Annotated in this window: 21 protein-coding genes; 15 read left to right on the top strand and 6 right to left on the bottom strand. The window is 50.8% G+C overall.

Annotated elements, in window-relative coordinates; genetic code table 11:
• The first annotated feature begins 11 nt into the window (after positions 1-11).
• On the top strand, positions 12-2,909 hold the full coding sequence (locus H7U12_RS09985) for a ligand-binding sensor domain-containing protein (RefSeq protein WP_186636823.1): 2,898 nt from the start codon (positions 12-14) through the stop codon (positions 2,907-2,909).
• A gap of 115 nt (positions 2,910-3,024) precedes the next feature.
• Here the strand turns inward: H7U12_RS09985 and H7U12_RS09980 are convergent, their stop codons facing one another.
• The 4 genes from H7U12_RS09980 to H7U12_RS09965 all read right to left on the bottom strand — a co-directional run bounded on the left by H7U12_RS09980 (position 3,025) and on the right by H7U12_RS09965 (position 7,066).
• Positions 3,025-4,098, bottom strand: coding sequence for an NADH:flavin oxidoreductase/NADH oxidase (locus tag H7U12_RS09980; protein ID WP_186636820.1), 1,074 nt, complete (start codon positions 4,096-4,098; stop codon positions 3,025-3,027).
• 164 nt (positions 4,099-4,262) lie between these two features.
• Positions 4,263-4,727 (bottom strand): MaoC family dehydratase, encoded by a 465-nt coding sequence (locus tag H7U12_RS09975; protein ID WP_186636817.1) that lies wholly within the window; start codon positions 4,725-4,727, stop codon positions 4,263-4,265.
• Between the two features lie 335 nt (positions 4,728-5,062).
• Positions 5,063-6,058, bottom strand: coding sequence for an OmpA family protein (locus H7U12_RS09970; RefSeq protein WP_241749285.1), 996 nt, complete (start codon positions 6,056-6,058; stop codon positions 5,063-5,065).
• A gap of 297 nt (positions 6,059-6,355) precedes the next feature.
• Positions 6,356-7,066: an OmpA/MotB family protein gene (locus tag H7U12_RS09965; protein WP_186636815.1), complete on the bottom strand. Its 711-nt coding sequence runs from the start codon at positions 7,064-7,066 to the stop codon at positions 6,356-6,358.
• A gap of 549 nt (positions 7,067-7,615) precedes the next feature.
• Here H7U12_RS09965 and accD point away from each other — a divergent pair.
• From accD to H7U12_RS09950, 3 genes are all read left to right on the top strand, one after another.
• Entirely contained in the window at positions 7,616-8,500 is an 885-nt protein-coding gene (accD, locus tag H7U12_RS09960) for an acetyl-CoA carboxylase, carboxyltransferase subunit beta (RefSeq protein ID WP_186636813.1), read from the top strand.
• A 207-nt stretch (positions 8,501-8,707) separates the two neighbouring features.
• Complete coding sequence (locus H7U12_RS09955) at positions 8,708-9,427, top strand: OmpA family protein (RefSeq protein ID WP_241749283.1); 720 nt, start codon at positions 8,708-8,710, stop codon at positions 9,425-9,427.
• A 218-nt stretch (positions 9,428-9,645) separates the two neighbouring features.
• Positions 9,646-10,272, top strand: coding sequence for a hypothetical protein (locus tag H7U12_RS09950; RefSeq protein ID WP_186636803.1), 627 nt, complete (start codon positions 9,646-9,648; stop codon positions 10,270-10,272).
• An 82-nt stretch (positions 10,273-10,354) separates the two neighbouring features.
• On the opposite strand, the gene H7U12_RS09945 is transcribed toward H7U12_RS09950, so the two are convergent.
• Both H7U12_RS09945 and H7U12_RS09940 read right to left on the bottom strand, forming a co-directional pair.
• Entirely contained in the window at positions 10,355-10,993 is a 639-nt protein-coding gene (locus tag H7U12_RS09945) for a DUF2238 domain-containing protein (RefSeq protein ID WP_186636802.1), read from the bottom strand.
• Between the two features lie 106 nt (positions 10,994-11,099).
• Positions 11,100-11,819: an MBL fold metallo-hydrolase gene (locus tag H7U12_RS09940; protein ID WP_186636800.1), complete on the bottom strand. Its 720-nt coding sequence runs from the start codon at positions 11,817-11,819 to the stop codon at positions 11,100-11,102.
• A 211-nt stretch (positions 11,820-12,030) separates the two neighbouring features.
• Here H7U12_RS09940 and H7U12_RS09935 point away from each other — a divergent pair, with 211 nt between their 5' ends.
• From H7U12_RS09935 to H7U12_RS09885, 11 genes are all read left to right on the top strand, one after another.
• Complete coding sequence (locus H7U12_RS09935; RefSeq protein WP_241749281.1) at positions 12,031-12,630, top strand: endonuclease III domain-containing protein; 600 nt, start codon at positions 12,031-12,033, stop codon at positions 12,628-12,630.
• A 448-nt stretch (positions 12,631-13,078) separates the two neighbouring features.
• Complete coding sequence (locus H7U12_RS09930) at positions 13,079-15,526, top strand: TonB-dependent receptor (RefSeq protein WP_186636797.1); 2,448 nt, start codon at positions 13,079-13,081, stop codon at positions 15,524-15,526.
• 365 nt (positions 15,527-15,891) lie between these two features.
• Positions 15,892-16,872, top strand: a complete 981-nt coding sequence (locus H7U12_RS09925) for a radical SAM protein (RefSeq protein ID WP_186636795.1) — start codon at positions 15,892-15,894, stop codon at positions 16,870-16,872.
• Between the two features lie 557 nt (positions 16,873-17,429).
• Entirely contained in the window at positions 17,430-17,960 is a 531-nt protein-coding gene (locus tag H7U12_RS09920; RefSeq protein ID WP_186636793.1) for a gamma carbonic anhydrase family protein, read from the top strand.
• 834 nt (positions 17,961-18,794) lie between these two features.
• Positions 18,795-19,367 (top strand): hypothetical protein, encoded by a 573-nt coding sequence (locus H7U12_RS09915; RefSeq protein WP_186636791.1) that lies wholly within the window; start codon positions 18,795-18,797, stop codon positions 19,365-19,367.
• A gap of 102 nt (positions 19,368-19,469) precedes the next feature.
• Positions 19,470-19,925: a hypothetical protein gene (locus tag H7U12_RS09910; protein WP_186636789.1), complete on the top strand. Its 456-nt coding sequence runs from the start codon at positions 19,470-19,472 to the stop codon at positions 19,923-19,925.
• A gap of 95 nt (positions 19,926-20,020) precedes the next feature.
• On the top strand, positions 20,021-21,328 hold the full coding sequence (locus H7U12_RS09905; RefSeq protein WP_186636787.1) for a serine hydrolase domain-containing protein: 1,308 nt from the start codon (positions 20,021-20,023) through the stop codon (positions 21,326-21,328).
• A gap of 57 nt (positions 21,329-21,385) precedes the next feature.
• Entirely contained in the window at positions 21,386-21,859 is a 474-nt protein-coding gene (locus H7U12_RS09900) for a hypothetical protein (protein WP_186636785.1), read from the top strand.
• Positions 21,860-22,076: 217 nt separating this feature from the next.
• Positions 22,077-22,451 (top strand): nuclear transport factor 2 family protein, encoded by a 375-nt coding sequence (locus H7U12_RS09895; protein ID WP_186636783.1) that lies wholly within the window; start codon positions 22,077-22,079, stop codon positions 22,449-22,451.
• Between the two features lie 86 nt (positions 22,452-22,537).
• Positions 22,538-23,281: a hypothetical protein gene (locus H7U12_RS09890; protein ID WP_186636781.1), complete on the top strand. Its 744-nt coding sequence runs from the start codon at positions 22,538-22,540 to the stop codon at positions 23,279-23,281.
• 354 nt (positions 23,282-23,635) lie between these two features.
• Positions 23,636-24,433 (top strand): alpha/beta hydrolase, encoded by a 798-nt coding sequence (locus H7U12_RS09885; protein WP_186636779.1) that lies wholly within the window; start codon positions 23,636-23,638, stop codon positions 24,431-24,433.
• Positions 24,434-24,590 lie beyond the last annotated feature (157 nt).

Genomic DNA, 24,590 nt, shown 5'->3' with positions numbered 1-24,590 from the left:
GTTGCATTGGTATGCTAGGCAATAGACCTTTTAGGCAATGGATTCTGGCAGTTTTGGTGGTGCTGACTACCACAACAGGTCAGGCGCAACAGTACTTCTTTGGGCACCCGGTTATCCGGAATTACAAACCCGAGGAATTCAAGGGAGGCATCCAGAGTTGGGGCATGGTGCAGGACGATCGGGAACTGCTGTACATTGCCAATAACTTCGGATTGCTGGAGTTTGACGGCGCTACCTGGAGCCTGTATTCCCCTAAAAGCGGAACCAAGGTGCGGTCTGTCTATGTGGGCGAGGACGGAAAAGTTTACGTGGGCAGCCAAGCCGATTTCGGGTACTTCCAGCCAGACAAGCAGGGCGTGCTCCAGTACTTTTCCCTCGCCGACAGCCTACCACAAAAGTACCGGAACTTTGACGAGGTGTGGCGCATCTATGAGCAAGGGGGGCGTATCTATTTCTTTACCTTCAAGAACATCTATTCTTATGCGCCGGGTAAAAAGGTGCAGGTCCTGGTGCCAGATACTCCTTTAGATTTCTCCTTTCAGGTGAACCGGGAAATCTATTCCCTCATGTGGGGCAAGGGACTGGCTTTGCTGGAGAACAATGCGCTGCACCTGCTGCCCGGTGGTAACTTTTTCGCCGATAAACAGATTGCCTCCATCTTGCCCTTTGATAAAAACCAACTGCTCATCTTCACCATCAAAGATGGGGTGTACTTATATGATGGCCATGCGGTAGCGCCGTTCCAGTTGTCTCAGGAGGTGGTAGGCAACGGGCTGATCATCAACCAGGCATTGCTATTAAAAGACGGGAACTTTGCGTTGGCTACCCAGAATAAAGGCCTGGTGCTCATGGATAACCGGGGACGTCTGTTGCTGAACACGACCCTACGCGAAGGACTGCTGGACAATACCATCCACACGCTGTACCAGGATACGCAGGACAACCTGTGGCTGGCCATGAACAACGGCATTTCCATGGTGGAACTGAGTTCCCCCTTCAGTCGGCTGGACGGGACCATGGGGTTGTCCGGGACGGGGTATGCGGCGTTGCAGAAAGGAAATAACCTGTACCTGGGCACCAACAGCGGTTTGTTTGTCTCTGACGTGTCTTCCCCAAAGAAGAGCTTTGCCCCGGTTCCTAACGGCACCGGCCAGGTTTACCACCTCAGCCAGATCTGGAACCAGGTCATGATGGGGCACCACAACGGGCCTTTTCTGGTCAAAGAGGGGCAGGCGACGCAGCTATACCCGGGAGCCGGCGCCTGGGAGTTCGTACCGCTGCCCAACCAGCCCGGCAAGGTAGTGATGGGCACGTACAAGGGCATCAGTCTGCTCTCCGCAGATGAGAAAGGGCTCACGTTTCTGAAGAACCTCCCTGGCCTGGAGGAATCATCGCGGGTGCTGGAGTTTGACAAGGACGGCGAACTCTGGATGGCCCACGGCTACAAAGGGCTGTTCCGGATTACCCTGGATCAGAAGAAAGAGGAAATCACCTCGGTGAAGTTCTACAATTCAAAACACGGGTTGCCCGCCGACCACCTGGTGAACATGGAGAAGATCGGGAACGAACTTATCTTCCCGGCCATGTACGGCGTGTATCGGTTCGATAAAGCCAAAGACCGATTTGTGCTGGATAAGAAATACTCCAGCCTGTTTGCCCCGGATGAGCACGTGATTGAGATGGAGGAAGACGTGCAGGGCAACATCTATTTCATCTCCAACCAACGGGTTGGCAAAATCACGTTTGATAAATTCGGGAAACCCACCCTGGAAGACCGGCTGTTCAACAACCTGCGGGAGCAGCTGAATGATGACTTGAGCTTTATTCAGGTCCTGGACATCAACAACGTGCTGTTTGGGGCCAAGGAAGGATTCATCCATTACAATGCGGCCAAAAACAAACGGATGGCGCCGTTCCATACCCGGTTAGCCAAGTTCTACACCATCTCCAACGAGTCCGATTCGCTGCTGCTGTCCGGCCGTTTGCTGGACAAGTCCTCAGGTCTTGAGCTTCCGTTTGCCCTGAACTCCCTGCGGTTTGTGTATGCTGCCTCTTTTTACGAAAAGCCCGAGAAAACGCAGTTTCAGTACCTCCTGAAAAATTTTGACACCGCCTGGTCTGAGTGGACCACCAAAACCGAGAAAGAATACACCAACCTGCCCGAGGGGACCTATGTTTTCCAGGTGCGGGCGCGCAACATCTACGGCACCATCAGTGAGGCCAAAAGCTTTACGTTTGTGGTGAAGCCTCCATTTTACCGCAGCACCTTAGCTTACGTGGTGTACACCATCCTGGGGATGCTGCTGCTGGGAGCTGCCTTTTACCAGGTAGACAACCGGTTCAAGAACGAGAAGCGCCGCATCTTGCTGGACAAAGAACGGAAACTGGGGCAGAAGGAGATCGAGATCCGGCACATCACCAACCAGAGCGAGCAGGAGATTGACCGTCTGCGCAACGAGAAGTTCCAGGCTGAGCTGGACCACAAGAACCGCGAGCTGACGTATTCCACCATCCACCTCATCAACAAGAACGAACTGCTGAGCAGCGTGAAACTGGAACTGCAAAGCATCCTGAACAACGGTGGGCGGACTCCCTCACAGGAGGAACTGAAAAAAATCATCCGGAATATTGACCAGAACATCACCAGTGAGATTGACTGGAAACAGTTTGAACTGCACTTTAACCACGTGCACGGCGACTTTATCCATCGGTTGCAGGATCAGTTTCCCAACCTCACGCCGCAGGAAATCAAACTCAGCACGTATCTGCGCCTGAACCTCACCACCAAAGACATCGCCCAGTTGCTCAACATCTCCGTGCGCGGCGTGGAGATCAGCCGCTACCGCCTCCGGAAGCGCCTTTGCCTGGACCGCAGCGATAACCTCACGGACTTTATGCTGAAATTCTAGCGAGCTGATTCTAAAGCTTTAGCTGATGGATGCACGTAAAAAGCATTGCGTTTAGAGGCTCTTTTCCCAAAAAGAGCCTCTAAACGCAATGCCATATTGAGGAACTTATGAAAGGTTAGGACCGGAACTGCGCCCGTTCATACTGCACCGGCCATTCCACCTCGGTGTGTAGTTCATGCGCCGCCCGCAGCGGGAAATTAGGATCGCGGAGCGATTGCCGGGCGATAAGCACCAGATCGGCTTGGCCAGTGGAAATAATGGTTTCGGCTTCCTGGGCGGTTGTGATGATGCCTACGGCGCCGGTCATGATGCCCGCCTGCTTTTTGATGCTTTCCGCGAAGCGCACCTGGTACAGCGGCCCTACGGGAATGGGCGCTTTGGGTACGTTTCCGCCGGTAGAGCAGTCAATCAGATCTACCTCGTGCTCTTTCAGGATGCTGGCCAGTTGGATGGAGTCTTCCTCGGTCCAGCCGCCTTCGGTCCAGTCGGTGGCGGAGAGGCGCACGAACAATGGATTTTCCAGAGGCCACACTTCCCGCACGGCTTTGGTTACTTCCAGCAGCAATCGGATGCGGTTCTCGAAGGAACCGCCGTAGGCATCGGTGCGGTGGTTGCTCAGCGGCGAGAGGAACTCATGCAGCAGATACCCGTGCGCGCCGTGCAGTTCAATCACTTTGAATCCCACTTCCAGCGCCCGGCGAGCGGCCTCCCTGAAATCAGCGATCACTTTGGCTATGCCGGCTTGGTCCAGGGCCAGGGGAGTAGGTTCAGTTTCCAGAAAAGGAACGGCGCTGGGAGCCACGGTCTGCCAACCACTTTCGGCGTCTGGCGGAATGGCGGCCCCGCCTTTCCAGGGCGACTGGTGGCTGGCCTTGCGTCCGGCGTGCGCCAGCTGAACTCCGGCCACTGATCCCTGGCTTTCTATAAACGAAACGATGCGCTGCAGAAACGGCATGTGCTCGTCTTGCCAGAGGCCCAAATCGTCTGGCGTAATGCGGCCTTCCGGCGAAACGGCGGTGGCTTCAAAGAGGATGAGCCCGGCACCGCCCACTGCCCGGCTTCCCAGATGCACCAAATGCCAGTCATTGGCAAACCCGTCCTGCGCCGAGTATTGACACATGGGCGAAACCACAATTCGGTTTTTCAGTTGGAGGTTTCTTATCTGTAAAGGCGTGAAGAGAGTGCTCATAGTATTCTGTCTTGACTAAAAGCTATCATACTGGCTCTGCGCGGCAATGGTTCAGAAAGGGCCTAACGCAGGACTTCCGTTTAGGGGCCATTTTTGAGAAAACGGCCCCTAAACGGAAGTCAAAACAGAAGCAGATAGGAAGTCGCTTGCGAGGGCTGCTGCGGTTAGTTGAAATGGTACAGGAACGTGATGACCCCGGTGAAGGCTGGTTTGCGGCTGTCCTCAATTTCCATGGTCACTTCCAGGCGGGCTTTGATTACGCCGCGCAGATCCTTGGCCGAGAGCAGTTTCACACGCAGGCGCAACGCAGAGTTGACCACCACGGCCTGGTTGAACCGAAGGCTCTCAATCTCATAGTTCACCTGCATTTTCAGGTTCTCTATCTGGATGATCTGCCCCCAGAGATAAGGCAGCAAGGATACGGTCAGGTAGCCGTGCGCGATGGTGCTCTTGAAAGGAGACTCGGTTTGGGCGCGCTCCGCATCCAGGTGAATCCACTGGTGGTCTAAGGTGGCGTCTGCAAACAGGTTGATCTGCTCCTGCGTGATGGTGTGGTACTCAGACACACCCATTTCGGTTCCTTCGTACTGTTGCAGCTCTTCAAAACTGCGGATGATTATTTTGCTCATGAACTAGTCTCTTCTCTTAGAATGGTAGCGGGAATACAGGCCTAAAGGTAGCCTCTTTTATGTATTTGTGAAAGAGGCTGCCAAAACCTACCCGCAGGCGGCCGCTTTCACCCGCATACAGCGCAAGTTCAGGCCAGTACCTAGGCTGTATGCCTCTTGTGCCAGTCTTGACTTGCAAGGATTAGAAAGATCAATTGACCAGGAAAGGAGATCATCGATCTTTAAAGAAAAACACCCTTGAAGCAGCAGCGCAGGCGGCCACTGTTTTAAGGGTGTTTTGGTGAAAATGTGCTTAAATCAGACATCGGCGAAGCCGGAGATGGTAAGCGTACTTATTAGTTGGCCTCCAAAATCTGGAAGAGCTCGTCCAGTTTAGGTGTGAGGATGATCTCGGTGCGGCGGTTCTTCTGGCGGGCTTCGGCGGTTTTGGCAGCGTCCAGCGGCACGTTCTCGGCGCGGCCGGATGGGGTGATTTTGGTGCCCGCCAGACCGGCGTTGGTCAGGATGCGGGTGATCTCAGTGGCGCGCAGCACGCTCAGGTCCCAGTTGTCCTGCATGCCGGCGGTGCCTCTGGAAACAGGAACATCATCGGTGTGGCCTTCCACCACCACGTTCACGTCTTGCTGGTCTTTGAGGGCGGTAGCCAGTTTGCGGAGGGCGTCCTGGCCTTTCACGTCTACTTTGGTGGAGCCGGATTTGAACAGCAGCTGCTCAGAAAGCGACACGTACACTTTGCCGTTGCGCACATCCACGGAGAGGTCTTTGCTGTTGAAACCCAGCAGGGCGTTGCTTACTTTGGCGCGCAGGGCGTTCACCGCCTTGTCTTTTTCGGCGAGGATGCGCTCCAGCTCGTTCAGGCGCTCTTCGCGGGTTTTCAGGTCTTTGCTGAGCTGGTCTAACTGCGAGCGGTTCTTGGTCAGGGTCTCGTTCAGTTTGTTCAGCTCCTCATCGCGGCGCGACAAGTCTTTGGAGAGTTTGGAAGACTCCAGCGCGCTGTTGGCCATGAGGCGGTCATGGTTCTTGATGAGCTTGTCATAGGTGCTGCTCAGATCGGCGTACAGCGACTGGGTTTTCCGGAGGGTGCCGCCCAGCAGGGTGGTGTCGGCGGCCAGTTGGGAGCGGTACTCAGTGAGGCTGGCTACTTGCTTGGAGAGATCAGCACTTTCTTTTCTGGACTTGGAGAGGGCGCTTTGGCAGTCGGCTTTGTCGCGTTCCAGCTTCACCTTCTGGGCCAGCACAGATTCGTATTTTTTGGTGGAGGTACAGGAACCTAAGAGAAAGGTACTAAAAAGGGCTACGCCGGCGTACCGGAGCATGGAGTGATGCAACATGAGCGGGTTAGGTAAATGTTTATAATGCAAATTCAGGAACGGAGCTTGTTTCACGCCAGACGAGGCTGGCCGAAAGGTAAAAACACAAGGCGGGCAGGTGGTTAGCACCTGGCCGCTACCCAAAGATAAGCAGGAAGCAATCTTAGGCAAAGAACCGGGCGCCTGTTTTCTGGCTATTTTCCTAAAAAGAGGCCAGAAACGCAAGAAGCCGGGCAATTGGCCCGGCTTCTTTGATTAATGCTGTTTCATTTTCCTGCGCTCTTCCCTCTGGTTGAGGCGGAGGGGAACCCGCATGAATTAATTGGTCTGGATCAGCTTCAGGATTTTCTCAAAGTTAGGGGCCAGGATGATCTCAGTGCGGCGGTTGCTCTGACGGGCCTCCGGGGTGCGGGTCATGGCTACCGGAGTGTACTGTCCGCGGCCGGCCGGTACCACCATCTGCGGCGGAACCCCGTTGTTGATCAGGAGACGGGTAATCTCAGTGGCGCGCAGCACGCTCAGGTCCCAGTTGTCTTTGTAGGTCACATTGGCCGAGGCCACGGCTACGTCATCGGTGTGGCCCTCAATCAAGATTTCGGTGTCGCGTTGCGAGCGGATGGCGGCGGCCAGCTTGCCCAGCGCGGACTGTCCGTTGGGGTTCACTTTGGTGCTGCCCGAGGCGAAAAGCAGTTTCTCCGGCATGGTCACGTATACTTTCCCGTCGCGGATGGCCACGGTCAGGCCCTGCTCCTGAAAACCGGCCAGCGCCTCGTTCACCGATGTTCTCAGCTCGTTAAGGATTCTTTCTTTCTGGGCGATTTGCTGTTGGTACTGGGCCAGTTTGGCATCACGGTCACGCAGATCGGCGTTGGCCTGTTCCAGGCTGCGCTGTGCAGCAGTTTTCTCTTGTTCCAGCGCATTTTTGCTCGCTTCCAGTTCTTTGTATTTCTTAGATGAGACACAGGAACCAAGGACAGCTACTCCTAAAACCAAGGCAGCGGCGGATGAGGCGAAACGTGTTTTCTTCATAGATGACTGTTTTTGTGGTGTTTTTGTCTTTTGTCTTTGAAACTTGGCCGGCGCTCAGCGGGAGCAGTTTTCCCGGGAGCGGCTTTGGCTTTGAAACGGATGCAAATAAATAATAATTGCCCGAAGTATTCTAATTTACTTTCCCTTCGTTGTAATGTATTGAAGGAAAAGGCGTTATCACGCCGCTGTTGGTGAGAAGCCGGGGCCGGGTCGTTGACTTGTTTTAATCCTGTTTTTAGGAAAAGAAGTCTAAAGCAGGAGGAATTTGGGCTAATCCGTCATGCGCCGCCGGTTACTGAGCACCCTGTTCGCCGCCCGGAGTAGGAGCGGTGAACGTCTGCCTTTCTGCCCTCCGTTTTCCAGGTGCCCAGATTCAAAACAAAAGAAGGTGAAAATGGGTACAACCCCTCTGGATGAGGGAATTGGTCTGTTTTAGTAGGTAAGCTAGGGAGCTATCTTTTCTTTTTTATCTTTGCACGTGAATTTGTAACTGCTTGCGGTTTCCCACTGGAGGCTTCATTGTTGATAAAAAAACCTTTAGAGCATCATATGGCTTGGTTTAAAAGAGTAGAAAAAGGGATCGTCACCCCAACGGAGCAGAAAAAAGAAACCCCAGACGGTCTGTGGCACAAGTGCCCCGAGTGTAAGACCGTCATCAGCACGGCTGAGCACCGGCAACAGCTGTACACGTGCGCCAAATGCGACCACCATGACCGCATCAACTCCCAGGAGTACTTTGAGGTGCTGTTTGACGAGAACGAGTTCCAGGAACTGGACGAGAACCTGACTTCCTCAGACCCGCTGCACTTCGTGGATACCAAACCGTATCCAGAGCGCATCAAGGCTACCCAGCGCAAAACCAACCTGAAAGACGCGGTTCGTACCGCCCACGGCACCATCAACGGCCTGGATCTGGTGGTAGCCTGTATGGACTTCAACTTCATTGGCGGGTCTATGGGATCAGTGGTAGGCGAGAAGATCTCCCGGGCCATTGACTACAGCCGCGAAAACAAGATCCCGTTCCTGATGATCTCCAAATCGGGCGGAGCCCGGATGATGGAGGCCGGTTACTCGCTCATGCAGATGGCCAAAACATCGGCTAAGCTGGCGTTGCTCTCCGAGGAGAAAGTGCCGTACATCTCCCTGCTCACCGACCCTACCACGGGTGGCGTGACCGCCTCGTTCGCGATGCTGGGCGATTTCAATATCTCTGAGCCGGGTGCCCTCATCGGGTTTGCCGGACCGCGCGTGATCAAGGAAACCATCGGGAAAGATTTGCCCAAAGGGTTCCAGAGCGCCGAGTTTGTGCTGGAGCACGGCTTCCTTGATTTTATAGTACACCGCAAAGAACTCAAAACCCGCATTTCTGACCTGATCACCCTCCTGCAGCCCGAAGAAATTCCGGCCCCGGTGGCGGATGGAAAAAAACAGTAGCGGCCAAATGGCTGGTTTACAGCGTGGTCGATATAGAGAAACCTGCCTTCTGAAAAGGCAGGTTTTTTATTTCCGGTCTGGCACGATTATTATTGCAGTCCATATAGAAAGGGGAGCTATATGGGAACATTTTATTTCCAAATCAGTATGTAACCCCGATACTAACCAACTTTAAGCGTACGTTTACAACCAAAAAAAACTAAGACTATGAAATTTTTAAAAGGAACATTCACAGCCATGTTAGTAGGAAGCTTACTTTTCTCTTCCTGCAAATCAAGTCAGACGGCTGGCACTACCGGCACTTCTACCTCTCAAAATAAAGGCATGAACAAAACAGCCAAAGGCGGTCTTCTGGGAGCCGGCGGTGGAGCCGTTCTGGGAGGTATCATCGGGAAAGCGACTGGTAACACTGCCCGTGGTGCCATCATTGGGGCAGCCGTAGGGGGTGCCACTGGTGCTGTGATTGGCCGCCGCATGGACAAACAGGCTGCTGAGCTGGAGAAAGAAATGCAGAATGCCCAGGTAGAGCGCGTGGGCGAAGGTATCAAAGTAACGTTTGACGCCGGTTTGCTTTTCGCTACCAATTCTGCTGAGTTGCAGTCTTCTTCCCGTGCTGATATCCAGAAATTGGCCGAAACCCTGAAGAAATATCCAGGCACCAACGTATTGGTAGAAGGCCACGCCGATAACACCGGTACCGATGCCATCAACCAGCCGTTGTCTGAGCGCAGAGCCCAGGCCGTAGCCAACTACGCTACTTCTTTAGGCGTAGAGTCTAACCGCATCCAGACCCGTGGCTATGGTTCTACCCAGCCTGTAGCTGACAACACTACTGCCGCCGGTCGTCAGCAGAACCGTCGCGTAGAGGTGGCCATCTTCGCCAGCGAAGAATTGAAAAAAGCCGCTGAGCGTGGCGAAATCAAATAAGCAGAGACACTATCTTTTTAGTAGAAAGGCTAACCTAACGGTTAGCCTTTCTTTTTTTTGCCCCGTTTCTGCCGCTAGTGGGTAAGTACCTGTTTTGAGGCTGTTTTCCTCAAAACGGCCCTGAAACAGGTTGCGCTGGAGGCCCGGTGCGTACCTGCGTTTGTTAACCTCCGGCGCGCCTTCCGCGTTTAGGGAGGAAAACCAATAGAAAGTAGAGTATGGGAAAAGTAACAAATGGGTTCTTCCTGCTGCTGGCCTTGTCTCTTTTAGGAGCGTGTGAACGCGTGAAAGACAAAGAAGCCGTAGCCGATCTGCCTAAAACATCGGTGGAAGACACGCTGGTTTTCACCCCGGATACCTTGGAGATGGACACCGTTCTCACCGAAACTGACCTGGATGCACACACCGGCACAGATACCTACGCCCAGTCCGATACCGACGGTTTGGCTACAGCCGAGGATCAGGACCGAAGCGATGCCGCCACTTCCACCGGAACCAGAACTGCCTCAGCGGAAACGAACGAAGGAACCCGCACGGCTGTGGCGTCCGGCGGAAGTGCTGCAACCGCGAAAGCTGCCCCAGCCCGGAAACGCTACGTGCGGCCTACCCGGCAGCAGTTGCAAACAGCCCTGGCCCGTGATGCCCGCCGATCTAACCAGATGGATCTGCCGCAGTTGAAAAACTATTGGCTGCGCCGGCAACACTATTACCGCCGGGCCACCAAAGACATCAAGTACGTAGCCGGCGATACCAAAATCAAGATTTCAACCGAGGAAACCAAGATAGAAACCCCCCGCGGAAAAGTGAAGATTGAGGGGAATGACATAAAAATCAAATACGACTAACCTTCCTTCGCCACGCGAGGAAACTCGGCCGCGTCGCTGATCTGTTTTACCCCTGTTTTATGGAAAATAGGCCTAAAACAGCTCAGGGACGCGGCTTTTTACGCGTTAGCCCAACGGCGGTCATGGTGAGCAGAGCACCTAATAACGCGACGGCAATGTCTTTCTGGGCATCCCAGACATCGCCCTGGGTGCCCAGGTACGTCATGCCCTGCGCGGGGAAAAAGACATCGGCCACCGCCCACTCAATCAGCTCATAGAAAGCCCCCATGCTGATGGTTAACTCAACGGGCAAGGCGTAGGTGAAGAAAGGGCGCATGTTGGTCAAGCGCCGGAATACTTCCTGCATGGGGTACGCCAGGAAAAAACCGAACCCGAAATGCACCAGCCGGTCATAGTGGTTGCGCTCCAGTTGCAGCTTTTCCTGCACCCAGAAACCGAAAGGGTTCTCAGCGTAGGTGTGCTGCGCGCCGTACACGTGCAGCATCAGGTACAGGAAAATGCAGGTGTAGCTGAAGTCTGAAAACCGGTAATGTTTGTAGAACGCCACCAGCAGAATGATAGCCGTGAAAGTGAGCGTGTTCTCCAGCCACCAGTTCTTGGAGTCTGAGGTGGTAAATCCGGTGTAAGCCCAGAATAATCCAAATAGTACGACATAGGCAATGAGAAGCGGATTCTTGCGAAAGTGCGTATGTTCCTGGTCTGTCGCGAAGGAGAAAGCCATGCAAGGAAGGTCTTAAAGCGAGTGAAGCTACCATCAGCAGGCGTTGGCAGACGGGGCTGCGGTGCTTTGGCGGCAATTTGATTTAAATGAACGGGAAACGGGCCGTTTAGTTCATGGCTTCCTGCAGCCGCCCGCTCAGCATCAGGTGGGGCTGGTGGTGCACCAACTGGAACGGATTATCCTCGGGGCTCTGGGACGGGTCACAGTGGTAGCCGTAGATGTGGTAATCCTGCATCATGGGGATGAGCTTCTTGTAGTACGTGTGCGTGCTATTCTGCTCAGAGAAGGTGATGTCATGAAAAACCGTGGTGGCCTTGGGGGGCATGCCGCGCAGGAAGGCGAACAGCGCATCGGGCTGGCCGATGTCTCCGGAGAAGGCGACCCGTTCGGCGTTCTCCTCAAACACGTAGGCGTAGGTCTGCAGTTTCTCGGTGTGCAGCCCGAAGGTGTCAATGGCGGTGATGCCGGGCAATTCAGAAAGCGGGGTGAAGTCTACGTAGTTCTCCGGTTTCTGCACCTGCAGCCGTAGGAACTCATACACCTCATCGCGGAAATCATCGTCTGGGTACAGGATGATGGGTTTGCAGTTGGTGTTGTAGTAATGGCAATGCAGCAGGATGTTGGCCAGACTGCCGGTATGGTCGTTATGCAGGTGCGTGAGGAGGATGTATTCTACTTTGCTGGTGAGTTGGTGCTGCCGCAGGGTGGGGTAGACGGTGAAACCGCAGTCCAGCAGAATGGTATGGCCCTTGAATTCCACCAACGCCGCGGAGTTTCCGTAAGCCACGTCAAAAGCTCCGCCTGTCCCCAAGAAAGTAAATTTCATAGTTGTATCTTAATTCTAAGGCTGTTTCTAAACGCTAGAAGAAGGGCAGTTCTCAAGCAAACATTACCATCGGGGGCTCGTTTAGAGGGAAAAAGGAATGACTATGGCTGAAGCAAATCAGCAGCTTTCTCCCTCAGAAAAGATATGGCAAGTTCATATACGGTTAAATGAAGTTTTCGGTCATCTTTCCGGTCATCCCCGCCGCGACCCCATGCGCGAGCTCATTTCCACCATGCTCTCGCACCGCACCACCCACGCTAACGAGGAGAAGGCGTACTTCCAGATGCTGGAGAAGTTCCCCACCTGGGAAGCCGTCATGGCTGCGCCGATAGAAGAACTAGCCGATGCCCTGGCCCCGGCCGAGTTCCCCGGTGCCAAGGCGGTCAACATCCAGAAGGCTTTAAAAATCATCCAGGCCGAACACCCAGATTACAACCTTGATTTCCTGCACGAGCTGGAGGTGGAGCCCGCCATGGACTGGCTCATGGCCCTGCCCGGCGTGGGGTTGAAAACAGCGACCCTGGTCCTTTTGTTTAATTTCTACAAACCCGTGTTCCCGGTAGACACCCACGTGCACCGCATCAGTCAGCGGGTGGGGCTCATCGGGGCCAAAGTCACCCACGAGAAAGCCCACCAGATTCTGCTGGACCTGCTGCCCAAAGACGCGCTGGTGCTCTACAACCTGCACCGCCATATGCTCAAACACGGCCAGAAAATCTGTACCTGGCGCGCCCCCAAGTGCGAAGTATGCGTGCTGCGAGATTTGTGTAATTATTATGCCGAGGTGCGCCAGAAAGGCATTGGCCAATGAATTCTGTTTAGGGGCCATTTTTGCGAAAACAGGCTTAAAACAGGAGTTGACTTGGGAGCCGCATTATAGAAGTGGCTGTGCTATTTTGATGTGCGCAAACCCACCCTAACCCCTCCCAGGAGGGGTTGGGGTGGGTTTGCGCTTTGAAATGAATACGGTAAAAACGCCTCTAGATGTAGGATGAAGAAGAAGGTCGTTCTACATTACTCGTGCAGGATTCCCCTCCAGGGATGGGTAGGGGTGGGTTCGTCCGCCAATGCAGCTGGTCCATGTTTCTAACTTGGACCTAAAATGAGCTGAAGTTTGCAAATATTTTGCTGGAAGAGCTTCCGTTTTGAGCCTCCTTTTCAGAAAGAAGGCCAAAAACGGCAATCATTCCTTCCCGTAAAACAAAACCAACTATTACTGGTTTGCACCTTGAAATCTGAAGCCCTTTCTTTACTCTCACATGACTAAATTTTATACGCTTGTCTATGCGCTGCTTTTCCTAGTGTCGTTTCAGGTGCAGGCCCAGAGCACCGGCAGAATCACGGGTGTAGTGCGCGATAGAAATACCCAGGAACCGGTCATTGGCGCTACTGTGGCGCTGGAGGCTACCACCATTGCCGCCGCTACCGACGCGCAGGGCCGTTACCGGCTGGAGAATGTGCCCACCGGCAGTTACAACATCAGAGCTTCTTTCCTGGGCTACGAGCCGGTGACCCGCTATAATGTGCCGGTGACATCGGGCAACGCCCTTACGCTGAACCTGGAGCTCATGCCCAGCCAGAACCGGTTGCAGGAAGTGAACATTACCGTAGACCGTTCCATCAGGGCGGCTTCCATTGAAACCCCTTTATCCATTCAAAGTCTGAGCAGCGAGGAAATCAAGAGCAACCCCGGCGGGAATTTTGACATTTCCAGGGTGATTCAGACGTTGCCGGGCGTGGCCGGGGCGGGCAGCACGGGGGCCGGTTTCCGGAACGACATTGTGATCAGGGGCGGCGGGCCCGGCGAGAACGTCTTTTTCCTGGACGGCATTGAGATACCGGTCATCAACCACTTTTCTACGCAGGGCAGCAGCGGCGGTCCGCAGGGCATTTTGAACGTGTCGTTTATTGAGGACGTGACCCTGAGCACCAGCGCCTTTGATGCCCGCTATGACAATGCCCTCTCCAGCGTGTTCCAGTTTAGGCAGCGCGACGGTAACCCCGACCGCCTGCAGGGCAACGTGCGCCTGAGCGCGACCGAGTTGGCCGCTACGCTGGAAGGTCCGCTCGCGCCCAAGACCACGTTCCTGGCCTCGGCGCGCCGCTCTTATTTGCAGTTGCTGTTCAAGGCCATTGACTTGCCCATCAGGCCCAATTATTGGGATTTCCAGTACAAGGTCACGCACCAGCTGGATTCCAAAACCACGCTCACCGCGCTGGGCATTGGGGCCATTGATGATTTCAGCTTCGCGGTGCCCAAAGAGTCTTCGCCCGAGAAGGAATACGCGCTGCGCTCCAATCCGCTCATCAACCAGTGGAATTACACGGTGGGGGCGAGTTTGAAACGCTCTTTGGAGAACGGTTTTGTGCAGATGTCTCTGAGCCGAAACGTGTTTGAGAACCGCCTGGACCGCTTTGAAGACGCGCAGTATGGTGATGAATCTAGGAGGGTGCTCAAGGCGCGGTCGCAGGAAAAGGAGAACAAGCTGCGGGTAGACGTGAACAAGTTTGTGGGCAGTTGGAAGTTCTCGTACGGCGCCATTGGCCAGTACGTGGGTTATACCAATGACTTCTTCAGCCAGATTCGGCAGGAAGTGCGTGACCAGAACGGTACCGTGGTGCAGCCCCGCGTGGTGCTGGATTTTGACACCGATTTAAATTTCTTCCGCTACGGCGTGTACGGGCAAACGTCTAAGAGCTTCTTTGAAGATAAGTTAAGTTTGTCTTTGGGGGTGCGCTCCGATATGAACTCGTTCACCACCGATGGCAACAATCCGCTGGAGACGCTTTCGCCGCGCGTGTCGGCGTCTTACGCGCTGGCCGACCGCTGGAAACTAAACGCATCGGTGGGCACCTATTACCGCCTGCCTATTTACACGGTGCTGGGCTATAAAGATGCCACGGGTGCCTACGCCAATAAAAACAGCGACTACATCAAGTCCACGCATTATGTGGCGGGAGTGGAGTTTCTGCCGTCCATTGCTAACCGCCTCACCGTGGAAGGTTTCTACAAACGCTACGGCAATTACCCGGTTTCTTTGCGTGACGGCGTCTCGCTGGCGAACCAGGGCATTGAGTTTGGCGCGATTGGCAACGAGGCGGTGGCTAGCGTGGGCAAAGGACGTGCCTACGGGGCCGAGTTCTTTTTCCAGCAGAAGCTCACGCGCGGTCTGTACGGGCTGTTCTCCTACACCTTGGTGCGCAGTGAGTTTACGGGGTTGAATACTGACAACTACATCGCCTCGGCGTGGGATAACCGGCATCTGGTGTCGGCGTTGCTGGGCTGGCAGTTTGGCAAGAACTGGGAGTTGGGCGGAAAATACCGCTTTGCTGGAGGTTCGCCCTACACGCCGTTTGACCTGGAGGCCTCGCAACAGAACTACGCCTCTTTGGGCACCGGTCTGCTGGACTATGACCGCCTGAACACGCTTCGGCTGCGCTCGTTCCAGCAGCTGGACGTGCGCCTGGACAAGAAATGGAACTACAAACGCACCACCCTGGACCTGTACGTGGATATCCAGAACATTTTCCGGTTCAAAGGTCCGTCTTTGCCGCAGTACACGTTCCAGCGCACCGCAGACAACTCAGGTTTCGTCACTACCGACGGCCAGCCGCTACGTGCCAACGGCTCCAACGGCATTCCGCTGATCTTGGACGAAGATGACGTGACGTTCCTGCCGTCCATCGGGTTTGTACTGGAGTTCTAAGTTTCCGTTTAGGAATTGTTTTTCCATAAATAGCCTCTAAACGCCTCACGCATTCCGTCCCCCTTTGAAGGGGGTAGGGGGATGACTACTCGTGCAGAGTTAAACATTCCCGAGGATCATTCTTTCTATTCCCCTTAGTTGAAGCTGATGGTTCTTCAATGGCCTTTATCATCCCCCTACCCCCTTCAAAGGGGGACGCAGAAGCTCCTGCTTGGTAAAACCGTTGATGGCGTTTAGCGGCTGTTTTTCTGAAAACAGGTCAAAAACGGGTGCGCTATTATAACAGGTGTACCATCCGCTTCGCCTGAATTCCGTAAGCAATGCGTACCTTGCAGGTGCCGAGGCATTCCGTTTAGAAAATCCGCATGCGCTTAATCCATCATCCCGTTCTGGCCAATTACTACGTGACGTACCGCTGCAACGCCAAGTGCTCGTTCTGTGACATTTGGGAGAAGCCATCGCCGTATATTCAGCTGGACGATGTGCGGCAGAACCTCACGGATTTGCGCAAGCTGGGCGTAAACGTGGTGGATTTTACCGGCGGCGAGCCCTTGCTGCACCGGCAGATTGATCAGTTTCTGGAAGTGGCGCAGGAATTGGGCTTCATCACCACCCTCACCACCAACGGACTGCTGTACCCCAAGTGGGCCGAGCGCCTAAAAGGCAAGGTAGACATGCTGCACTTCTCGCTGGACTCCGCTGACAAAACCGAGCATGACACCGGCCGGGGCGTGGCCTGCTTTGATTTCGTGCTGCAGTCTATAGAAGTAGCCAAAAGCCTAGGCGAGCGCCCCGATATCCTCTTTACCGTTTTCAAGCACAACCTGCACCAGATTGAGCGGGTGTACGAAGAGATTTGCTTGCCCAACAACCTGATGCTGCTCCTGAACCCGGCTTTTGAGTACAACCAGGTAGAAACCGGCGACCAGCTCTCAGCCGATGAATTGGACTACCTTTCCGCTTTCGGGAAGAAAAAATGGGTGTACCTGAACGAGGCCTTCGTCCAGTTGCGCAAAGACGGCGGAAACCACATAGACCAGCCCGTCTGCAAAGCCGCCAGCACCACCCTGGTGATTTCCCCCGAGAATGAGTTAGTGTTGCCCTGTTACCACCTGGGCGCGCAGAAATTCCCGATTAACGGAAAGCTGCACGAGCTCTACAAATCAGAGGATGTCAGGAAACTTATCGCTCTGGAAGGTCGCCTGCCCGCCTGCGAAGGCTGTACCATCAACTGCTACATGCAACCCAGCTTCGCGGTGGAGATGAACAGCTACTGGTGGAAAGCCCTGCCCAGCACCCTCAAATACAATCTCCGCAAAGGCACCTGGAAACGCATGCTTTCATAAAGGGGTGTTTCCTGCCTCCATTTTCAAAACGGATTGAAAATCGGCTTTCTGATATACAAAGCGTAGCAGAGTCATGTCATTGAAAGAATAGATATAGTTAGCTCTTTCTATGTAGTTGTGCATCCACAGCCGGGGAAAGGTTGTAAGACGATTCTCTTCCACTTGATGTAAACTTAGGTTTGAAGTGCACCTCTTGTATTTAGGACTGGAGTCTCTTACCTTAAGCTCTGAATATGTGATAAGATGCTAACTGAATATATCCTTCTAAGTTCTTCCTGATTGACCAGAATATTCAGTGGCTCGAATTCCAAAGCACTCCGGTGAATGTTTGGACTGAACAGGAATGTACGTCAAAGGAGAATGCTCTTATTCTAAGCTTTCAACCTAAAACCTATGCAAAAGCTTGACCATTGTTTTCCTGGTGCTTTGCTGTAGAATAAGGGGGGAGCAAGGAGAAGTAGCTAGACAAAGGCGTAGTTTTAATTAATGATACCTCTGTGGAGAATGTGAATCATTTCCTAGAGTCAGCTTTTTATAATCACTACCAAACAACAAATATGGCTTATATTTTACCAGTAAAAGGAGTTCATCCTGTGCTCGGAAATGACTGTTTTGTGGCGCCAAATGCCACCATTGTGGGCGATGTGGTGCTGGGGAACCAGTGTACAGTATGGTTTAACGCAGTGGTGCGGGGAGACGTGAACCAGATCCGCATCGGGGACAAGACCAATATCCAGGACGGGGCCGTCATCCATTGTACCTACCACAAGACGGCCACCCACATCGGGAACAATGTTAGCATTGGCCACAACGCCATCGTGCACGGCTGCACCATCGAGGACAACGTGCTCATCGGGATGGGAGCCATCGTGATGGACAATGCCGTAGTGCAGGAGCACTGTATTGTGGCTGCCGGGGCAGTGGTGCTGGAAAAAAGCATTTGTGAGAGCGGCTATATCTACGCCGGGGTTCCCGCCAAAAAAGTCAAAGCCCTGACCCCAGAGCAGATCTCCGGCATGGCCCAAACAGCGGATAACTATGTGCTGTACGCCAGCTGGTTCCAACATGGAACCGATAAACAAGCCTGATTCAGGCCATCTTTCCAGAGATAGGTAGTAAAGTGTCATTACTGCTCATACAGGAGTACTGCAGATATAGTGCAGATAAGCGTATGTTCACGTTTATTCTATAGTTACCCGCAATTGATATATGATGACATCAATGCTTTTTAATATTTAATTTAAATATAATAAGGGATAAGGTATTTAAGAGCAACTATGTGGACTTTGATAAATACTCATAAAGTTTTAATTGGATTGATTGTATATGTTGCATTTTACTTGTTTTATTATTGGTTACATTTATCAAGTGAACATGAAGCTTCAATTCATAATTTAATGGATGAACAGGCTAATCTATTAAGAATAATCCATGTTTTGTTTGCATCATATATGATTTATCTGTTACGGTATGTAAATTATACTTTCTACAGATTCTTGTTTTATATATTTATTCTGTATGTGTTTTGTTGGGCTTTCATCGTTTCATTTTCTTTTGATTTTGACTTAAGGGATTAATTTAATATAAATAGGGTGGCTGACTCAAAATGTACTTAAGGTTTAATTTTATAGAAATTAATAAAAACTGTATTTTGGAGAACGGCAGGCGTTTTTAGCCTACTTTTCTAAAAAAAATCAAAAAACAGATACCACCTACTCTGACCGAAAAGAGGAGTAACGGACGGGTAAAGAAAAAGCGTTTATGGCTCCATTTTCAGAAAGCAGGGCAAAAGCAGAATTTTGAAAAGGCGGCTAGAGAAGCAGAAGTGAAGAAACAACAGCGGGTAACAACACCTAAACGGCAGTCTTCGGCCGACGGCCTCGCCCGCCGTTTAGCCTAGTACGTTGGGCAAAATAAAAAACATGAATAAGTTGGGAGGTAGTGAAAACAAGAAAAAGCAATTATCGGAATGGAAGACGGTAACAGCTATTGGATTGATTTTTAGTTTTGGATATTACATTTCAATTACCAACATCAATTGGCTTACATTTATTGGAGGGATAATAAGTATAGTTAGTGGCTTTGTATATTTTATCTCCTTATTGACTGTTTTTGTGATTACAGCAGTAAAATGGAGAAAGTTAAAGTTTAAATTGTTGCTCCTAAACCTGATTATTGTTGGGACTTTTTCACTTGTATACTTCTATCGCGACGGATATTTCTTTGGCGAGAAGAAACTAGATGCTGAACTAATCGGGGACTTTGGCAGAAACGATTTGACCCTTTGGCAGAATCACTATAGATTGACCTCTTCTGGAATGTTGAGCAGTAAAAGTTATTTTGGGCAATATATTCAAAAAGGAGACACTTTGATTCTCGACAGAGTAGCGGATTCTTTCATACCTAGAGAAATGGTCATTAGAGGAAACATGATTCTTTTCTTAAGAAATAGAAGTCAAGCTGAAGAATATAATTTCAACATTGTACCTAACTAAAAAATTATTTTGCCCAACGGCCTCGTGTAAACATCATGCGTCGGCCGACGGCCTAGCACGTTGTTTACACGAGGCCGTTGGGCAAAATATAAAATATAGAAAATGAGATTATTCAACATCTTCAAAAAGCCAGTAGCAATCCAGGATGACTTTTTCGAAAATCTAAGGTTCAGGAAAATGAAAGCCGAAGGAAAAAGCTACTTTGTAGGAAAAGGCCTTTTCAAACCGACTGGAAAAGAAATTGAGTATTTCATCACCGCAAACGAGGACGGACCCGACCAAAAACAAAAAGAGTTTTATAATTGGATTCAGGAAAACTATAGCGACTTGGTGATAAAGTTCAAGCCACTAATAGAAGATGAGTTCAGGAATTGGAAAGAAGACTTCACAATAAAAAACTTCGACAGCGAATTTCAGTTAGTTGCTTTATCAATTCCCAACCAGGATAAGAAACCTTTGATTTGGGATTTGTCATTCGACACGGAACACGATGAAAACCACCAAGTCACGGTAGAGTTCAGCGGACATGAACCTCAAGCAGTTTTGATAGACGGTTAAAAAACTACTTTGCACAACGTCTAGTATAAATGTCACCTTGGCCGACGGCCTACGCCATCGTTTATACTAGTCTGTTGTAAGTAATCCTCAATTGAATGAAAAACCTGTACATCACTTTCTTATTTCTGACTGTACTATGTATTGGTGTCTCCTACAAAATCAAAGATGACTACTTTTACTTACCCTACCCAAATGCCATTGAGTATGTGTTAGTTTTGCTAATCCTGCTATTCACAGCAGTAGTATTGATTTGGAAGAAGCATCGGCGAATGAAACTGTTTCTTGGCTTGGCATCAGCAGCCACTTTGTTGATAGTAGTCAATAGCATGAACTATTTCCTGGAATGGCATCCGCTCAGTCTTTCCCTGCCCTTTACAAACTCACAGTCGTTTGAAGTCAGCCATGAGCCTTATGAATGGCAAACTGCCACTCCAGAAAGTGCAGGGTATAATCAGGAAGAAATAGAGCAATATCTCAAGGAAATTGAAGGTTGGGAAAGGCTCAGAGGGCTGGTCGTAATCAAAGACGGGAAATTGGTGCTAGAGAGATATCAGAAAGGGACTACCAGGTTTAGCGCATTCAATGTTCATTCTGTTACTAAAAGTATCACATCAGCCCTGACAGGCTTGTCCATCCAGGAAGGGTATCTAGAATCCGAAAACGAGTATGTAATGCCCTTCTTCCCGGAGTACCAGAAGCGTGAACAGAATCTGCAGAAGGAAAAATTAACAGTAGCGCATTTGTTGTCCATGCGGGGTGGGTTCACCGGTTGGGACGGGCCGCAGAATGTAGAGCAAGTGCTACTGAAAGAAGAAGTTTCTGAGAAAAAAATGGGACAGGAATTTAACTACTTCACAGGCTCCCAAATGCTTCTCTCCGGTGTAATCACGAAAGCCTCCAAAACAACTACAAAAGAGTTTGCCCAGGAGAAGCTGTTCAAACCACTTGGTATCCAGTGCGGCTTCTGGCGGAAAGTGGACGGCTACTATGCTGGCGGAGACGAGACTTATTTCACGGCAAGAGACCTTGCGAGATTCGGGGAGTTGTACCTCAACAAAGGCAAAGTCAATGGGGTGCCGCTTCTGGATTCTTCATGGGTGGATAAGAGCCTCACCAACTATACAAGTGAAAGTAAAGCTTTCCGAACCTTAGACTGTTATGAGGAGATTGGGTATGGCTACTCCTGGTGGCTGTTGAACTACAACGATAAGCCTGTCTACACAGCCAGGGGCAAAGGGGGGCAATACATTCTGCTTCTGCCGGAAGAAAAAGTGGTAGCTGTTATTTTGCAGGAATGGAATCTGCAGAAAGACTTCGGTAAGGAAAATGCCTATTTGTGCAAGTTGCTCTCTCTTTTAACAAAGGAAAACAAAAAGACTGCTTACAACACGGCACAAGAGTAAAGCCACGGCCACACCTTGTTCTCCTCTTGTCCAAACTCGTTAGTCTTGATAATAAGTATGAATCCGCTCAGAATATTCTATCTGCTTTATTGTGGAACTTGTGTTATCGCTGGGTTGGCGCTAATAGTCGACTTTTATCTACCTAAGAAACAAGAAAGAATAAGTGTAACTGAGACTTGGATGGAAAGCAGTAAAAGTAGTTTAAGAAGTCCATCATCTCACTCCTATAACTATTTCTTAACGCTTGAAGACCAAGTAATAAGCGTCAATAGATTGGTTTTTTCAGAAACAAATATTGGTGATACATTGAATGTCTTGAAAACTACTATCTTGAATAGAATTTATGGATTTAAGTCTAAAGACGGAACTGCTCAAATTGTTTTCTCTAGACTTTACAGTCTATTTCCTTTAATTCCGATATTGCTGATTATTCCAGGGTTTAGCTTCTTTGTAAAAAGAGAAACTGCGCTTAGTGAATTTCTAATGCCATTCAACCTAATTGTTCCTGTTTTTATTTGGTTGATTATTTAATAAGACGGATAATATGTAAACGTCTCCTTGGTTTTCGGCCGACGGTCTCTGCCGCTTCAAGGGTTCTTTAAAAGCGTGATACTAATTAAACCTACAGCTATACCTTCTATTCTATAGAAAGAGAACAACTAACAAAATAAACGCAATGAAGTACTGGGCGATATTCTTTTGTTTGACCATTTTATTGTCTTCTTGTAACACTCAATCACCAAAAAATATGAATGCTACTGACAACGAAAGACTAGTGAAACAATACTTTGAGCACTTCAATAACCATGATTGGAGGAAAATGGCAGATATGTATTCTGAGACAGCCGATTTCAAAGATCCTTCCTTAGGGCAGGGAATCGTGAAACAGACTCGGGAGCAGATAGTAAAGAAGTATGAAGAATTAAGCCAGATGTTCCCCGATGTGAAAGATGAAGTGGTAAGCATGTATCCTTCGGGAGGCCAACATGTCATTGTAGAATTTGTCTCGACAGGAACAGCCCCTGATAGCTCAAAATTTGAGTTGCCTATCTGCACGATTTTTACCTTTGAAAAGGGGCAAATTGTGAAAGACTTTACCTACTATGACAACTTTCAGGAATAGCAATCCAGTACTTTTTACGACAAATCGGCTTGACAGAAAATGTGCTGAACGCACTAAGTGGTAAATGCCGAAACGCAACCAGAACAATGAGAAAACTCGCTCTTGTACTATTGGTGTTCGCTGTTTTCCAGGGATGTACTGAAGCGCAGAAAGGCAGTCGAACAGAAGCTGAAAGTCAGAGAGAACCTGAGAGCCCGTCCATCTACAAAAGAGATAGGAAATTCACGTTTCTAGCATCGCATTTTGACAAGGCGGGAAAGCTCTCTGACCTGGACACGTTGTACTTAGCTACGAGCGGTGAAGTTTTCAGTGAGAAATACGGGCAAACCTGGAGCTCCTGGGCTTCCACTGGTGGAGACTTCGGCAGTAACTCCACTGGAATTACGGAGCAGGACACGGCCGTTTGGATTCATCCCCCGCGTGATGGCAGATACAAGAAACTGGAGCTTAGTCCCTTCCCCATGGTGGAGTTTCCGCTGGAGGCTGGTCACACCTGGACGTGGAATTTACTGATTGGGGGCCATTACAGTATAGCCGGTTTTGCTGAGTGGGCTGACCATACGAATGAAAGCTTTTTCAGCACCTACAAAATCACCAGAAAACTACCCGTTCAAATTCCCATGGGCACGTTTGCCTGTTATGAGATTGACAGCTTCACCAAAAGTAAGTTTGAACGGACCGAACTGAAGGCCTATTTCAACCCGGAATACGGCTTTGTAAAACTGGACTACAGAAACATAGACCAAACCAGATTGCTGATGGAACTGATAGAGGTGAAATATGCCCAGTCAGGTACAAAACTCCCCTTCAAAGACATAAAAATCCAGTAGAAACGCAGGTGTGCTATTGCGCCAACATTCTTTAAATCTTGATAACATCGGCTACTGCTGACAAGAAGCCCAATTATCCATCTTTGGGATTATTTACTGATTTTAGCTGCACCGCCAGCGCGGCATGGTGCTGGGGCAACAGTGAAGACATCAGTGAATAAATCTTCCTGCTCCGTGTTCTTCCCAAGCGTTAACGCTAACGCTTACGTTCAAGAAAACAGGTAAATGCAAGCATGCCCGTAGTTCCGAGCAACACCTGGCCTGCACATCATTCCCTGCGCATGGGCCGTAGACTAGTCTTTCTGCAACTGTAGAGCAGTACCAGAAAGTGCTGCTAAGAGAGAACCTGTTACTATGAAGGAAATCATCCTGGGTGTCATCAAACTGGCCGTTTTGTTGTATGTGGCGGTGTGCGTGCTCCTGTATTTTCTGCAGGAGAAGTTGATCTTCTTCCCAGAGAAGCTAAGCCCAGATTTCAGGTTCCGGTTTCAGGGGCCTTTTCAGGAAATCAGCCTTAAAATGCCGGACCGTGTTCAGCTGAACGCGCTTCTTTTTACCACAGATCGGCCCAAAGGCGTCATCTTCTATCTGCACGGGAACGCCGGTTCTCTGGCTTCCTGGGGAGAGGTGGCGCAGGTCTATACCGCTCTGCACTATGACGTTTTCATGCTGGATTATCGGGGCTACGGGAAAAGCGAGGGGAAGATCAGTGGCCAGCGCCAGTTCTACCAGGACATGCAGACTGCCTATGACCACCTGAAGACCCGCTACGCCGAAGAAGACATCGTGGTGCTGGGCTACTCCATCGGGACTGGGCCTGCCGCCCACGTGGCTAGTGTGAATAAGCCTGGGCTGTTGATCCTGCAGGCGCCTTACTACAGCCTCCCAGATCTCATGCGCCATTACTTTCCCTTCGTGCCATCCGTCCTCCTCAAATATAAATTCCAGACCTTCCAATACCTCCCGCAGTGCGCCATGCCGGTGGTGCTGTTCCACGGCGAACAGGATGAAATCATCTACTACGGCTCTTCCCTAAAGCTCAGGGAACGGATGAAACCCTCAGACACGCTCATCACCTTGGCAGGGCAGGGGCATAACGGCATGAGCAGTAATCCGGCTTACCTGGCGGCCTTGCAACAGATCCTGCAGTAGAAACAAGCCCGCAGCTCAAATTCCGGGAGCCTGCTATAATATTGTAACTTTCTAATGTTTTGTAACGGTGCCGGGTGACGTGCGTAGTAGGCAATGGCTCAGCCAAGGAAAGTTGATGCTGGTGCAATGCAGCGTTTTTACGTGCGCGCGTATCAGG

Origin of the sequence: Rufibacter sediminis, assembly GCF_014269285.1 — a bacterium.
In the GTDB taxonomy this organism is placed as follows: domain Bacteria; phylum Bacteroidota; class Bacteroidia; order Cytophagales; family Hymenobacteraceae; genus Nibribacter; species Nibribacter sediminis.
The sequence above is the reverse complement of the archived record's forward strand: the minus strand, read 5'-3'. Positions and strand labels throughout refer to the sequence as shown.

Excerpts from the sequence above, each read along its gene's own strand:
- H7U12_RS09900 (WP_186636785.1), top strand. The coding sequence starts at position 21,386 with ATGAATCCGCTCAGAATATTCTATCTGCTTTATTGTGGAACTTGTGTT.
- H7U12_RS09935 (WP_241749281.1), top strand. The coding sequence starts at position 12,031 with ATGCGCGAGCTCATTTCCACCATGCTCTCGCACCGCACCACCCACGCT.
- H7U12_RS09985 (WP_186636823.1), top strand. The coding sequence starts at position 12 with ATGCTAGGCAATAGACCTTTTAGGCAATGGATTCTGGCAGTTTTGGTG.
- H7U12_RS09910 (WP_186636789.1), top strand. The coding sequence starts at position 19,470 with ATGAGATTATTCAACATCTTCAAAAAGCCAGTAGCAATCCAGGATGAC.
- H7U12_RS09920 (WP_186636793.1), top strand. The coding sequence starts at position 17,430 with ATGGCTTATATTTTACCAGTAAAAGGAGTTCATCCTGTGCTCGGAAAT.
- H7U12_RS09895 (WP_186636783.1), top strand. The coding sequence starts at position 22,077 with ATGAATGCTACTGACAACGAAAGACTAGTGAAACAATACTTTGAGCAC.
- H7U12_RS09970 (WP_241749285.1), bottom strand. The coding sequence starts at position 6,058 with ATGTTGCATCACTCCATGCTCCGGTACGCCGGCGTAGCCCTTTTTAGT.
- H7U12_RS09945 (WP_186636802.1), bottom strand. The coding sequence starts at position 10,993 with ATGGCTTTCTCCTTCGCGACAGACCAGGAACATACGCACTTTCGCAAG.
- H7U12_RS09915 (WP_186636791.1), top strand. The coding sequence starts at position 18,795 with ATGAATAAGTTGGGAGGTAGTGAAAACAAGAAAAAGCAATTATCGGAA.
- H7U12_RS09955 (WP_241749283.1), top strand. The coding sequence starts at position 8,708 with ATGAAATTTTTAAAAGGAACATTCACAGCCATGTTAGTAGGAAGCTTA.
- accD (WP_186636813.1), top strand. The coding sequence starts at position 7,616 with ATGGCTTGGTTTAAAAGAGTAGAAAAAGGGATCGTCACCCCAACGGAG.
- H7U12_RS09890 (WP_186636781.1), top strand. The coding sequence starts at position 22,538 with ATGAGAAAACTCGCTCTTGTACTATTGGTGTTCGCTGTTTTCCAGGGA.
- H7U12_RS09940 (WP_186636800.1), bottom strand. The coding sequence starts at position 11,819 with ATGAAATTTACTTTCTTGGGGACAGGCGGAGCTTTTGACGTGGCTTAC.
- H7U12_RS09975 (WP_186636817.1), bottom strand. The coding sequence starts at position 4,727 with ATGAGCAAAATAATCATCCGCAGTTTTGAAGAGCTGCAACAGTACGAA.
- H7U12_RS09980 (WP_186636820.1), bottom strand. The coding sequence starts at position 4,098 with ATGAGCACTCTCTTCACGCCTTTACAGATAAGAAACCTCCAACTGAAA.
- H7U12_RS09905 (WP_186636787.1), top strand. The coding sequence starts at position 20,021 with ATGAAAAACCTGTACATCACTTTCTTATTTCTGACTGTACTATGTATT.
- H7U12_RS09965 (WP_186636815.1), bottom strand. The coding sequence starts at position 7,066 with ATGAAGAAAACACGTTTCGCCTCATCCGCCGCTGCCTTGGTTTTAGGA.
- H7U12_RS09950 (WP_186636803.1), top strand. The coding sequence starts at position 9,646 with ATGGGAAAAGTAACAAATGGGTTCTTCCTGCTGCTGGCCTTGTCTCTT.
- H7U12_RS09885 (WP_186636779.1), top strand. The coding sequence starts at position 23,636 with ATGAAGGAAATCATCCTGGGTGTCATCAAACTGGCCGTTTTGTTGTAT.
- H7U12_RS09925 (WP_186636795.1), top strand. The coding sequence starts at position 15,892 with ATGCGCTTAATCCATCATCCCGTTCTGGCCAATTACTACGTGACGTAC.
- H7U12_RS09930 (WP_186636797.1), top strand. The coding sequence starts at position 13,079 with ATGACTAAATTTTATACGCTTGTCTATGCGCTGCTTTTCCTAGTGTCG.